Origin of the sequence: Pseudomonas sp. Q11 (assembly GCF_024494355.1) — a bacterium.
GTDB classification, from domain to species: Bacteria; Pseudomonadota; Gammaproteobacteria; order Pseudomonadales; family Pseudomonadaceae; genus Aquipseudomonas; species Aquipseudomonas hefeiensis.
This window is the reverse complement of the sequence record NZ_JAKNQY010000001.1, coordinates 363,806-376,871: the sequence shown is the minus strand read 5'-3', so window position 1 is coordinate 376,871 and position 13,066 is coordinate 363,806. Positions and strand designations below refer to the sequence as shown.

General features: G+C 59.1%; 10 protein-coding genes. 8 read left to right on the top strand and 2 right to left on the bottom strand.

Features of this window, described 5'->3' with window-relative positions; translation table 11 throughout:
• Positions 1-72: 72 nt before the first annotated feature.
• The 5 genes from MA884_RS01630 to MA884_RS01610 all read left to right on the top strand — a co-directional run bounded on the left by MA884_RS01630 (position 73) and on the right by MA884_RS01610 (position 7,277).
• Positions 73-879, top strand: a complete 807-nt coding sequence (locus tag MA884_RS01630) for an ABC transporter substrate-binding protein (RefSeq protein ID WP_256228661.1) — start codon at positions 73-75, stop codon at positions 877-879.
• 11 nt (positions 880-890) lie between these two features.
• Complete coding sequence (locus MA884_RS01625; protein WP_256228660.1) at positions 891-1,667, top strand: amino acid ABC transporter permease; 777 nt, start codon at positions 891-893, stop codon at positions 1,665-1,667.
• Between the two features lie 2 nt (positions 1,668-1,669).
• Complete coding sequence (locus tag MA884_RS01620) at positions 1,670-2,449, top strand: amino acid ABC transporter ATP-binding protein (RefSeq protein WP_256228659.1); 780 nt, start codon at positions 1,670-1,672, stop codon at positions 2,447-2,449.
• Between the two features lie 61 nt (positions 2,450-2,510).
• Complete coding sequence (locus MA884_RS01615; protein ID WP_256228657.1) at positions 2,511-4,121, top strand: gamma-glutamyltransferase family protein; 1,611 nt, start codon at positions 2,511-2,513, stop codon at positions 4,119-4,121.
• 261 nt (positions 4,122-4,382) lie between these two features.
• Positions 4,383-7,277 (top strand): EAL domain-containing protein, encoded by a 2,895-nt coding sequence (locus MA884_RS01610; RefSeq protein WP_256228656.1) that lies wholly within the window; start codon positions 4,383-4,385, stop codon positions 7,275-7,277.
• Here the strand turns inward: MA884_RS01610 and MA884_RS01605 are convergent.
• Positions 7,274-8,149, bottom strand: coding sequence for a LysR family transcriptional regulator (locus tag MA884_RS01605; RefSeq protein WP_256228655.1), 876 nt, complete (start codon positions 8,147-8,149; stop codon positions 7,274-7,276). The two genes, MA884_RS01610 and MA884_RS01605, sit on opposite strands and share 4 nt — an antisense overlap.
• 99 nt (positions 8,150-8,248) lie before the next feature.
• Between MA884_RS01605 and MA884_RS01600 the strand changes: the two genes are divergently transcribed.
• On the top strand, positions 8,249-9,418 hold the full coding sequence (locus MA884_RS01600) for a mandelate racemase/muconate lactonizing enzyme family protein (protein ID WP_256228654.1): 1,170 nt from the start codon (positions 8,249-8,251) through the stop codon (positions 9,416-9,418).
• Positions 9,419-9,520: 102 nt separating this feature from the next.
• Positions 9,521-10,828 (top strand): C4-dicarboxylate transporter DctA, encoded by a 1,308-nt coding sequence (gene dctA, locus MA884_RS01595; RefSeq protein ID WP_256228653.1) that lies wholly within the window; start codon positions 9,521-9,523, stop codon positions 10,826-10,828.
• An 88-nt stretch (positions 10,829-10,916) separates the two neighbouring features.
• Here dctA and MA884_RS01590 read toward each other — a convergent pair whose 3' ends face one another.
• On the bottom strand, positions 10,917-11,807 hold the full coding sequence (locus MA884_RS01590) for a LysR family transcriptional regulator (RefSeq protein WP_256228766.1): 891 nt from the start codon (positions 11,805-11,807) through the stop codon (positions 10,917-10,919).
• 169 nt (positions 11,808-11,976) lie between these two features.
• Between MA884_RS01590 and MA884_RS01585 the strand changes: the two genes are divergently transcribed.
• The gene (locus MA884_RS01585) at positions 11,977-13,059 is read left to right on the top strand and encodes a 4-oxalomesaconate tautomerase (RefSeq protein ID WP_256228652.1); all 1,083 of its coding nucleotides are present in this window, start codon (positions 11,977-11,979) and stop codon (positions 13,057-13,059) included.
• The last annotated feature ends 7 nt before the right edge of the window (positions 13,060-13,066 follow it).

The following is a 13,066-nucleotide window of genomic DNA, read 5'->3' as shown; positions in this document are numbered from 1 at the left end:
AGCGGGCCCCGAGCCTGCCGGTGTTTTGACTTTGAGTACTGCCCGTTACTAACTGAACTGGAGTGTCTGGTCATGCATAAGCCTCGCCTGTTGGTTGCCGCCCTATCCTTGGGATTCTGTACTCAGTGGGCGGTTGCCGCGCCCGTTGTTCCGGAACGCTTGCTCAAGGTCGAAAAACTCGTCTATTGCTCAGGCATGGATTCGCCGCCCCTGGTGTCCTTCGATGAAGCGCAGAAACCCAGGGGCTTGACCGTTGACCTGGGCCTGGAAATCGCCAAGCGCCTGGGCGACAAGAAAGTCGAGTGGCGGGTGATTCCCTTTTCCGGACTGCTCCCGGCTTTGCTCGCCAAACAGTGCGACATGATCGTCGACCAATTGTTTGACAAGCCCGAGCGCCGTGAGGTGATCGATATCGTCAACTACATGTACTCCAGCCAGGCAGTGGTCGTGCCCAAGGGCAATCCGAAGGGTCTCAAGACGCTGTCGGACCTGTCCGGGCATAAAGTTGCGGTGCTCAATGGCTCCACCATCAAGACCCTGCTCGACGCCGAGAATGAAGCGCTGGCCAAGGCCGGCAAGCCTGGGATGAAACTGGTGGTCTACAACACCGACACCGATGCATTCCAGGCCTTGCGCATCAGCCAGGTCGATGCTTACGGCACCACGGTGGAAACCGCCGGTTATTACGCCACCATGGCTCCCGATTTGTTCGAGGAAGGGGTGCCCGCCTTCAGCCGGATTCTTACCGGCCTGGGTATTCGCAAGGACGATGCGCAACTGACCGCCGCAGTGCAGCAGGTGATCAGCGACATGCGCAGTGATGGCAGCTACAGCCAGTTACTGAGCAAATGGCATGTCGCCAGTGACACTCTCGATTGAGGTGAGCGTTGATGAACTTCAATTGGGATGTGTTTTGGCAGTACCTGTTGCAGCCCAGTGATGTTTACCTCACCGGGCTCTGGCTGACCTGCGTGATCAGTGTGTTGGCGATGCTGCTGGGTTGCTTCCTGGGACTGGCTGCGGCGTTGCTACGGTTGTCGAACAATCCGTTGCTGCATTTACCGGTGCGTTTTTATGTGTGGCTGATGCGCGGCACGCCGTTGCTGGTGCAGATTGTCTTTCTCTATACAGCACTGGCGGCAGGCGGGATTTTCCGCTTCGAAGACATCGATCTGTTCGGCCTGGTGATTCCCGGCAATATCCAGGCGGCGATCATTGCTCTGGGGCTCAACGAAGGTGCCTATATGGCCGAGATCATCCGGGCCGGCATCGGCGCGGTAGACAAGGGCCAATACGAAGCCGGGCGTTCCCTGGGCATGACATTCGCCAAACTGATGCGCCGCATTGTCTTGCCCCAGGCGTTCCGGGTCATCGTCCCGCCGCTGGGCAACGAGTTCAACGTGATGCTCAAGAACACCACGTTGGTCAGTGTGATCGGCGTGCAGGAACTGTTGCTCAGTACCCAAATGGTCACGTCGGCGACGTTCCGGGTGTTCGAGTTGTACCTGGTGGTGGCGATCTATTTCCTCTTGCTGACCACGCTCTGGGGCTTTTTCCAGCGCTGGCTGGAGGCCCGTTTCGGCCAATCGGACCGGCCCTCGTCACCACCGCCGGCGTCGACGCGAATGTTCGGACGCAGCACCCTGAACCTGCTGAGGGCACGTTAGCCATGGCGCACAAAAGTGAAGAGCTGATCATCGAGGCACTGGATGTGCACAAGTCCTTTGGCAACCTGCAGATCCTCAAAGGTATTTCCCTGCAAGTACGGCGCGGCGAAGTGGTGGTGCTGATCGGTGCCTCCGGCTCGGGCAAGACCACCTTTATCCGCTGCATCAATCTGCTGGAGGACATCCAGGGCGGGCGCATCCGCGTCAATGGCCGGGCCATGGGCTATCGCGAACGGGCTGACGGCAGCCTGGTGCGCGATTCGGAGCGCAACATCGCCCGCCAGCGCCGTGACATTGGCATGGTGTTTCAGCGCTTCAACCTGTTCCCCCACATGACGGCCCTGGAGAACATCATCGAGGCGCCGATCCAGGTGCTCGGGATACCGCGCGGCGCAGCGCTGGAACAGGCCCGCAACCTGCTGGAGCGGGTCGGCCTGGCGGACAAGGCCAACCACTACCCGTCGATGCTTTCCGGCGGGCAACAGCAACGGGTGGCTATTGCTCGGGCCCTGGCGATGAAACCCCAGGCCATGTTGTTCGACGAACCCACCAGCGCCCTCGACCCGGAAACCGTTGGCGAGGTGCTGCAAGTGATGAAAGCGTTGGCAGAGGAGGGCATGACCATGGTCGTGGTCACCCATGAAATGGGCTTTGCCCGCGAGGTGGCAGACCGTGTGGTGGTGCTGGACCAAGGTGAGCTCATCGAACAAGGCCCGCCGGAGCAGATATTCAGTCACCCCACGCACCCTCGAACCCGGGCCTTCCTCAGTCGCGTGTTATGACCGTTCCACGGTGTTTGCCCTAAGTCCTACTCATCAATCCTTGTGCTGAAGAGCCTTTGCCATGCTGAAATTTTCTGCTCACGAGTACCCTTATCCATCGCAACGCCAGAGCGTTTTTGCCCGCCGGGGCATGGTCGCGGCTTCCCAGCCCCTGGCTGCCCAGGCGGGCATCGAGATCATGCAAAAGGGCGGTAACGCCATTGATGCCGCCATCGCCACGGCGGCGGCGCTGACGGTGGTCGAGCCCACGGGTTGCGGCATCGGCGGCGATGCTTTTGCCTTGGTCTGGTGCAAAGGCCAATTGCACGGCCTCAACGGCAACGGTCACGCACCGGCTGCCTTGAGTATCGACGCGGTCAAGGCGGCCGGCCATGAACAGATGCCGCTCTATGGCTGGACGCCGGTAACCGTCCCGGGTTGCCCGTCGGCCTGGGCCGAGTTGTCGCAGCGTTTTGGCAAGCTGCCTTTTGCCGTGTTGCTGCAGCCGGCGATCAGCCTGGCGCGGGACGGTTTTGCGCTGTCGCCGGTGGTTGCCCGTCAATGGCAGATCGCTCTGAACGAGTTCACGCCCCAGCGTGATCAGGTCCTGGATGCCTGGTTCGAGACTTTTCTGACCGATGGGCGTGCTCCACGGGCCGGGGAAATTTTTCGCAATCCGGCCCAGGCTCGCACCCTCGAAGAGCTGGCCGCCACCCGTTGCGAAAGCCTCTATCGCGGCGCCTTGGCCGAACGCCTGGATGCCCACTCCCGGGCCAGCGGCGGCTACCTTCGTGCCACGGACCTGCAGGATTATCGCGCCCAATGGGTGGCACCGATCCACGTCAACTATCGAGGCGTCGATGTCTGGGAAATCCCGCCGAGCGGGCAGGGCCTGGTGGCCTTGATGGCGCTGAAAATACTGGAAGGCTTCAGCTTCGATCACCGCGACAGCCAGCAGACCTGGCATCGCCAACTGGAGGCCATGAAGCTTGCCTACAGCGACGGTTTGCACCACATCACCGACCCTCTGCACATGCGCGTGGCAGTGGCTGACCTGTTGAGCGACGAGTACAGCGCCTCCCGTCGTGCCCAGATCAGCGAACAGGCCCAGGCGCCCAAACCCGGCGATCCCCACGCCAGCGGCACGGTGTACCTGGCGACCGCTGACGGGGAAGGCAACATGGTCTCGTTCATCCAGAGCAACTACCACGGATTTGGCTCCGGCGTGGTGCTGCCTGACAGCGGGATTGCCTTGCAGAATCGCGGACAGGAATTCAGCCTGGATCCAAGCCACGCCAATTGCCTGGCCCCGGGCAAGAAGACTTTTCACACCATCATCCCTGGTTTCCTCACCCGGAATGGCCAGGCTCTTGGCCCTTTCGGCGTGATGGGTGGCTACATGCAGCCCCAAGGCCATGTGCAGATGGTGATGAACCTGGTGGACTTCGGCCTGAACCCGCAAGCGGCGCTGGACGCTCCGCGCTGGCAGTGGCTTGGTGAGATGAAGGTTGGCATCGAACAGGGCGCCTCCGGCGACTTGGCCAATGCCCTGGCGCGGCGCGGTCATGAAGTGCAGATCGCCAGTGACCTGACTGATTACGGACGAGGCCAAATCATCCTCCGCGACCCGGTCAGCGGTGTCCTGTGTGGCGGCACCGAGCCCAGGGCGGACTCCCATATTGCTGTGTGGTAGGCACGATTGCGCTATACAGAAACCACCTCATGAACGGGCCGCGCTCGCAGGGACTCCCGGCGGCAGATGACTGGGAAACCGGGATGACGAGCGCCGCCGCAGGCAACACTCAACGACCGACGAACACACATTGCGTCGTGATAACACTCAAGTGAATAAAACGATTGAAAAAACCCGCTAGACGCTATACACCGAAGGCTCACTGGCATATTGCCCGGCAATCAGTCATTTAATCTCGCCGTTGTGGCGCAGGGAGCGCTGATGAGTTTTCGCCCATTGAGCGATCCCCCGCAGCAATCGAACAGTTACGGTGTAGCAACTCACCTACTGGAAAGCCCGGATGCGGCCGGCATGGCATACGTTGGCAACGAAGACGCAATCGAACAATTACTGGAATCAGCGCGCAACTGGGCCCACACCACTCAGTGGGTGGTTTATCGCGCCGGTGAACAACTGCATCTGGTGGGGCAGGGCGACCCACGGGTGCAGTGGCCGGCAAGCGTTGCGAACGCAGAGTTCGAGACCTTCTGCCGGACCAGACGGTTGTGTCGCTGGCCGACCGGTCGGGGCGAAAGTGTGCTGGGTTGGCTGCTGGCGCCAGCCACCGAGACGGAGGAGCCAGCCCTCGCTGAGTTTGCCCGATGCCTGGGCATCCAGGTACAGACCAATACCCTGGCACGGGCCCAGATTACTCAGCGTGTGCTGTATGAAATTACCTACCTGGCCAGTTCTACCCGCGACCGCTCCGTGTTCCTGGTGGGGGTCCACCGGCTGCTCGCCAGCCTGATCGATGCCGAGAACTTTTATCTTGCGCTGTATGACCCGCACAGCGGAAAAATCGACTACCCGTACTACGTCGACATCATCGACGTCGATGCCGTGGAGTCCCAACACTACGAATACCTTGACCCTTCACATCTGTCGTTGACCGGCCAAGTGTTGACCACCGGTCAGCCGTTGCTGATCGACGCCGCGGGCATTTGCGCCGCTCAGTCTGAGGGGCGTTTCTACTGCGTGGGTGATCGTCCCGAGTTCTGGATGGGCGCTCCGTTGAAAAATGCCGCCGATGAAGTGTTCGGCATGCTTGCCATGCAGGTCTACGACGTTGCGCGCATCTACAGCGCCGAAGACCGCGCGCTGTTTCTGGTGGTGGCCCGGCATGTAGCCATGGCGCTGGACCGGATTCTGCACCGTGAGGGCATGGAAGAGACGGTGATGCGTCGCACGCTGGAGCTGTCGGCAGTCAACGACGCGTTGAGACAGGAAGTGGCAGACCGAGAGCGCGCCGAACACCTGCAGAGCGCGCTATTTCAGATTGCAGAACTGTCGAGCCAGCCTGGCGACATGGCGGAGCTGTTCCAAACCTTGCATGGCATTGTCGGTGATTTGCTGTTCGCGGAGAACTTCTACATTGCGCTGTTCGACGACGCAATCGGTGAGGTGACCTTTCCGTATTATGTCGATGAGCGCAAAACCACCCTGCCGGCGGCACGACGTGGGTGCCGGGGCCTGACCGAGTACGTGATCCGTCAGCGTTGTCCTTGCTTGATTGACCCTTTCGACGCGGATCGGTTGTCCGCGCAGGGTGAACTCGAAGTGGCCTACGAGTCGGTCCGATTCCATTCCTGGCTGGGCATTCCGTTGTTCGATGGCGATGTGGTACGAGGTGTGCTGGCGGTGCAAAGCTATACCTCCCAGGTGCGCTACACCCTGCGCGACCAGGAACTGCTGACATTCGTGTCACGGCACATTGATACGGCATTGTCGCGCCGCACGGCCGCAGAAGCGATCCATGCCGCCAACCTCAAGCTCGAAGCCAGGGTGCAGGACCGCACCCGTGAACTGGATCATGCCAACGCCAAGCTGCAACACGAAAACGCTCACGATGCGCTCACCGGGCTGCCGAATCGTACCTACCTGCAGCAGCGCCTCAATCTGGCCTGGTCGCGGTTCGAGAACGAAGGCGGGCAACTGTCGGTGATGTTCATCGACCTCGACCGTTTCAAGAGGGTCAACGACAGCTTCGGCCACCATTTTGGCGACCTGCTGTTGATGCAAGCCGCCCACCGCTTGCGCAGTTGCCTGCGAGACACCGACATGCTCGCCCGCCTGGGAGGCGATGAGTTTTCAGTGCTGGCGCCTGAGGCGACACTGGAGGTGGTGATCGAAATCGCCGAGCGGATTCTGGCGGTGTTCGACCTGCCGTTTTTCATCAATGGCCACGAAGTTTTTTCGTCTTGCAGCATCGGCATTGTCAGCGCCGACAGCCAGTTCCATTACGAACCCGCTGACTTGCTGCGCGATGCCGATGTGGCGATGTACCGCGTCAAGAGTGCCGGGCGCGACAGTTACGCGGTGTTCAACCAGGAAGTGCGTCGTGAAGTTTCGGACCAGGTCGAGCGTGAAGGGGCTTTGCGCAATGCGCTCAAGCGTACCGACGAACTGCTGCCGTATTTCCAACCTATTGTCAGCGTCGAAAGCGGCGAGCTGGTGGCCCTTGAAGCGCTGGTCCGCTGGCATCAACCGGGCGGCCGGATCATCTCGCCGGGGGAGTTTCTGCCCGATGTCGAGGGGTTGCGTCTGATCGGTCGACTGGACCTGTACATGCTTACCAGCATCGCGGTGATCCTCGCACAACCCCCACACGCCAATTGGCCACCGGTGCATGTCAATTGCTCCAGCTACAGCATGACGCGCCCGGATTTTGCCGATGAGGTGCTGGCACTGTTGGCCCGCTACAACGTTGCACCGTCGCGGATCTGCCTGGAGTTGACCGAAGGTGCGCTGGTGGCGGAGCCCGCCATCGCCCGACGGACCATGCAGCAACTGGCCGACAACGGCATGTCGGTGGTGCTCGATGACTTTGGCGCAGGGTTTTCATCCCTGAGCTATGTGCATCAATACCGTTTCAGCGGTTTGAAAATCGACAAGTCGTTCATTTTCGAACTGACCACCAGTTCCCGCAGTCGCGCGATCGTCCGGGCGATCGTGCGTATGGCCGAATCACTGGACCTCAGCGTGGTGGCCGAAGGGGTCGAAGATGAAGCGACGTTGCTCTTGCTGCGAGAGATGGGGGCAGGGCAGGCCCAAGGTTATTATTTTGCCAAGCCGATGGGGCTGGAGGCATTACTGGCAACTTCGCTGGTCGGTGGCTAGTGGCCCAGCTTGGCCCAGAACTCCTCGGCAGAGGGGCTGATTGGGGCAGTGGGACGTGTGAGATGGATCTCCAATGGAATATCCCAGCTTTCGTCGAGCGCCCTGACCAGCCGCCCATCAGCCGTCTCCTGTTCTGTCAGGCTTTTGGGCAGCCACGCAACTCCTTTGCTTTCCAGGGCCATGGACATCAGCACTGCTGCAAGGTGACTGCTGAAAAGAGGTTTGAGGTGAAGGTAATCCTGCTTGCCATGGAGTCGGTGAGCGACGATGCGGCCAAGACCCGATTCTTGGGTGTATGCCAGGTAGGGCAGTGTTTCAGGCGAGTTGCCGAAATTGGCAGAGGCGCTTGCCAAGGGCATGAGTACATCCTCGCCAACCTTCTTGCCGATGAACTGATCAGGGGCGAGTAACGGTGGCACATCGGGATGACGGTGGCACAGCAGAAACTGAACCTGGCCATGGATCAGCATTTGCTCACAGACAGCCATGCTATCTGAATGCAATTGCACCGCCTCGATTGGGGCACCGTTTTCCGTGCTTCTAAGCCACCTTGGAAAAAAGGTAAACGACAAGGAATGGGTTGCAGCGAACTGCAGCGATTTAGCGGCCATTCCGGCCACTTCCTGAGCTTCGTTGCGCATCCTGTACAAGCGTCTGGCCGCCTCCTGAGCGCTTGGCAAGACCTGTCTTCCGGCCTCGGTCAGGGTCGCTCCCTGTGGCGTGCGCACGAACAACTCCACCCCCATCCAGTTCTCCAGTGAGCGGACTCTGCGACTGAAGGCCGGCTGAGTAACGTGCCGTGCTTCGGCGGCACGAACAAAACTGCCGTATTCCGCGAGCGCTGAAAAATCTTCGAGCCAGACGAGTTCCAAGGGCAATGCCTCCTGTGCATAGGGCGCGGCATTAATAGCATTGGGCGGGTGCCATCGCAAAGCATAACGTGAGGCTACAAACAACAAGAGGACCCCGTCATGCGCATCGTAGACATCCGCGAAAAAACTGTTTCCATTGCCTCCCCAATCGCCAACGCCTACATCGATTTTTCGAAGATGACCTGCTCGGTTGTCGCTGTCGTCACGGATGTGATTCGCGATGGTAAACCTGTCATCGGCTACGGTTTCAACTCCAATGGTCGCTATGGCCAAGGCGCACTGATGCGTGATCGCTTCCTGGCGCGTATCACCGAAGCAGATCCAGAGTCTCTCATCGATCATGAGCACAACAACCTGGATCCGTTCGCCATCTGGAAAACCCTGATGACCAACGAAAAGCCAGGTGGCCATGGCGAACGCTCAGTCGCAGTGGGCACCATTGACATGGCCGTATGGGATGCCGTTGCCAAGATTGAAGGCAAACCCCTGTATCGCCTGCTGGCTGACCGTTACCGTGACGGTGTGGCAGATGACAAAGTCTGGGTCTACGCCGCGGGCGGCTACTACTACCCCGGCAAAGACCAGACCAAGCTCAAGGCGGAAATGCAGAGCTATCTGGATCGTGGCTACGACGTGGTCAAGATGAAGATTGGTGCGGTGCCCCTGGACGAAGATATCCGTCGTATCGAAGCGGTACTTGAAGTGGTTGGGGACGGTCGTCGACTGGCGGTCGATGCCAATGGTCGCTTCGATCTGCAGACCGGCATTGCTTACGCAGAGGCCATCAAGAAGTACAACCTGTTCTGGTACGAAGAGGTTGGCGATCCGCTGGACTATGCGCTCCAGGCCGAGCTTGCAAATCACTATGAACTGCCGATGGCTACCGGTGAAAACCTGTTCTCCCACCAGGATGCCCGTAACCTGCTGCGCCACGGTGGCATGCGCCCTGATCGCGACTACCTGCAGTTTGACTGTGCGCTGTCCTACGGGCTCGTGGAGTACATGCGCACCCTGAAGGTGATGGAAGACATGGGTTGGTCTTCCCGCCGCGTAGTTCCCCATGGTGGTCACCAGATGTCCCTGAACATCGCAGCAGGCCTGCACCTGGGCGGTAACGAATCGTACCCTGATGTGTTCCAGCCTTTCGGCGGCTTCGCAGACGGAATTCGCGTGGAAAATGGCTACGTAGGTCTGCCGGATATTCCAGGTGTCGGCTTCGAAGCCAAGTCCGCTTTGTACGCAGTCATGCGTGAGTTGGGCGAAGGCTGATTCCCCCTCGATCTGCGGTCTCTGTGAAGAGGCCGCAGTGTCAGGCGTCATCCACTGACGCCAAGCCACATGCCCATCACAACAATAAAATGAGGTGCTTTCGTGGAAATCTCCAAATCCCGCTGGTATAGCCAACTGTATGTGCAAGTGCTGCTCGGCATCGTGATCGGTGCTGCGATCGGTTACTTCGTGCCTGATATTGGAGCCAAGCTCCAACCCTTCGCCGATGGCTTCATCAAGCTGATCAAGATGCTGTTGGCGCCCATTATTTTCGGTACCGTCGTCGTGGGTATCGCCAAGATGGGCAGTATCAAAGAGGTCGGGCGCATTGGCGTAAAAGCGCTGATCTACTTTGAAATTCTTTCAACCATCGCCTTGGTCGTCGGCCTGATTGTGGTCAACGTCGTGAAGCCAGGCGTGGGCATGAACATCAATGCCAGCGCGCTCGATGCAAGTGCTATCAGCAAGTACAGCCACGCAGCCAGTCAGCAAGGCGGCACCGTTGATTTCTTTCTCAACATCATCCCGCACACCTTCATGGGTGCATTCTCCAATGGCGTCATGCTTCAGGTCATCCTGCTTTCGGTCTTGATGGGGATTGCCCTGGTTCAAATGGGTGAAACCAGCAAGCCGCTGATCAACACCATTGATCTGTTCCTGCAGGGCCTGTTCAAGATCGTGGCCATGGTCATGCGCTTGGCGCCGATTGGTGCTGGCGCCGGTATGGCGTTCACCATTGGCAAGTACGGGATTGGCACCTTGCTGTCGCTCGGCCAGTTGCTGGTCGCGCTCTACATCACGACCTTGATTTTCATCGTGGTCGTGCTGGGTGCGGTTGCCCGATGGTCGGGGATGCCGTTGATGCAGTTTCTGCGCTACTTCAAAGATGAAATTCTCATCACGCTTGGCACCTGCTCGACCGAAGCCGTGCTTCCTCGAATGATGGTGAAGCTTGAAAAACTGGGCTGCAAAAAATCAGTCGTGGGCATGGTGTTGCCAACGGGATACACATTCAATGCCGATGGCACCTGCATCTATCTCACCATGGCCGCCATCTTCATCGCCCAGGCGACCAATACGCCGCTGACTTTCATGGACCAGATGATTTTGCTCGGTGTATTCCTGCTGACGTCCAAGGGCTCGGCTGGCGTAGCGGGCGCGGGGTTCGTGACGCTTGCTGCAACGCTCACCACCATCCACTCCATACCGTTGACAGGTCTGGTCTTGCTGCTGGGCATCGACCGATTCCTCAACGAGGCACGGGCAGTGACCAACCTGATTGGTAACGGGATCGGCACTATCGCGATTGCCAAATGGGACAACTCCTTTGACGTCGAAGCCTGCGAGCGTGAGATAGCCGCAATGAAACACGAAAAGGCCGAACGCAAAGCGTTACTGGCGCAAAAGTAGTCCGCACCGCTTCCGCGTCTCGGTGTTGCTGCCATGGGTGGGTTGGGCCTAAAGCTCGACCCCAGTCCTGATCATGGACACTGAAAAATCAGTGTTCCCATTGTTCAAGCAATATCGAGACAAACTTTTCCGCTGCCGGGGAGAGCGATGCGCCCCTTCGATAGACCAGGCCCAGCGATCGGTTTACCACCGGTTCAATCAACGGCACGCTGACCAATGTCGGATGATCCTCGGCCGGCATTGCCAGGCTGGGCATGGCCGACACCCCGAGGCCTGCCTCGACCAACCCCAACGACGTAGACAAGTGCTGCACTTCGTAGAACCACTGCGGCCGCCAGCTCAAACCTGATAAAGCATGGTCCAGCAGCATTCGGTTGCCGCTAAGACGGCCGACACCGATGAGTCGGTAATCGCTGAGCTCAGACCAGCTTACCGAGCTGCGTCCGGCCAGTTCATGGTCGCGTCGACAAGCTAAAACGAAAGGTTCGTTGACCAACGGCACGAACTCTATATCCGGGTGCTGGCCACTCATCATATTGATACCGAAATCGGCTTCGCCACGCAGTACCGCCTCGAGCCCTTCGTTTGCGCTGAGGTCGAGCAGGCGGATGCGGATCTTTGGGTAGCGCTCGTTATAGAGGCGGATCACTGAAGGCAGGAAATAGAAGGCTGCGGTGGGGATGCAAGCCAAGGTCACCCGGCCGATCTGGCGCTCCGCCAGTTCGCGAATGTTGAGAATCGAATCGTCGAAATCATCCAGCAAGCGTCGCGCCTTGGGCAGGAAATCGCGCCCGACGCTCGTCAGGCTGACCTTTCGGGTGGTGCGATCGAGCAAGGCCGTCCCCAGGCCTTCCTCCAGTTTTTTCATGCGCCGGCTCAGGGCCGGTTGAGAAAGATGCAGTGCATCGGCTGCTTCGTGGAAGCTGCCTAATTCAGCGATTTTCACGAAAGATCGTATGTCCTGAAGCTCGTATTCCATGTTCTTTCTCACTGGGGCAAGAGCAATGCGCCGGGAAATCATCGTAAATTAATTCATTCGTGAAACGCAATAATTGCTCTGATATTTGCATTGGAAACACTTTTAAAACCCTGACACTCTTGTGTCCAGAACATCAATTATCCAGATTGATCAACAAGAGTTAGTGTTCATGCAGCGAATTCCTTGTGTGCTGATGCGCGGTGGTACTTCCAAAGGGCCCGTATTTCTTGCCTGGGATCTGCCCAGTGCCATCGCCGAACGTGATGAGCTGCTGCTCAACCTGATGGGGTCCGGCCATGAGCTGGAAATCGACGGCATCGGTGGCGGCAGCCCTCAAACCAGCAAAGTGGCAATCGTCAGCCCATCGCTGCACCTTGACGCCGATGTCGACTATCTGTTCGTCCAGGTCATGGTTTCCCAGCGCCGGGTCGATACCGCACCCAACTGCGGCAATATGCTGTGCGCCGTCGGTCCGTTTGCCATTGAGCAAGGGCTGGTCAAGGCTTCCGGTGATCTGACCCGAGTGCGTATCCGCAACCTCAATACCGGGACCTTCGTAAATTCAGAGGTGCAAACCCCAGGGGGCAAGGTCAGCTATGAAGGGGACACTGCCATCGACGGTGTGCCTGGCACGGCAGCTCCGGTGCAACTGACCTTTCTGGATGCGGCTGGCAGCAAGACCGGCAAGCTCTTCCCGACGGGGCAATCTCTGGACCTGATCGATGGCATCCCGGTGACCTGTATCGACATGGCGATGCCGATGCTGATCGTCGAGGCCAGCCAGCTGGGCAAGCGCGGCGATGAAAGTCCCGCCGAACTGGACGCCGACAAGGCGTTCCTGCAACGCCTGGAGTCCCTGCGACTCAAAGCCGGCCTGGCCATGGGCTTGGGTGATGTCAGTGACAAGGTCATCCCCAAGCCGGTGCTGGTGTCGCCGGCCAAGTGCGGCGGGACCCTTCAGGTGCGCTACTTCATGCCGCACAGCTGTCATCGCGCCTTGGCGATCACCGGTTCCATCGGTTTGGCGACGGCTTGCGTGACCAACGGCAGTGTCGCGGCCAACCTGATCGGTGGCGTCAGCGAGCCACGTTTGCAGCAGGTTCGCATCGAACACCCCAGCGGGGGTATCGATGTCGTGCTGTCCTATACCGGCGAAAAGGGTGAGACCATTCGTGCCTCGGTGGTGCGCACCGCCCGCCGGCTTTTCTCAGGTTACGTCTACGCCACGGTTTCCCAGCGCCTGGCCGGATAGCCCAGGC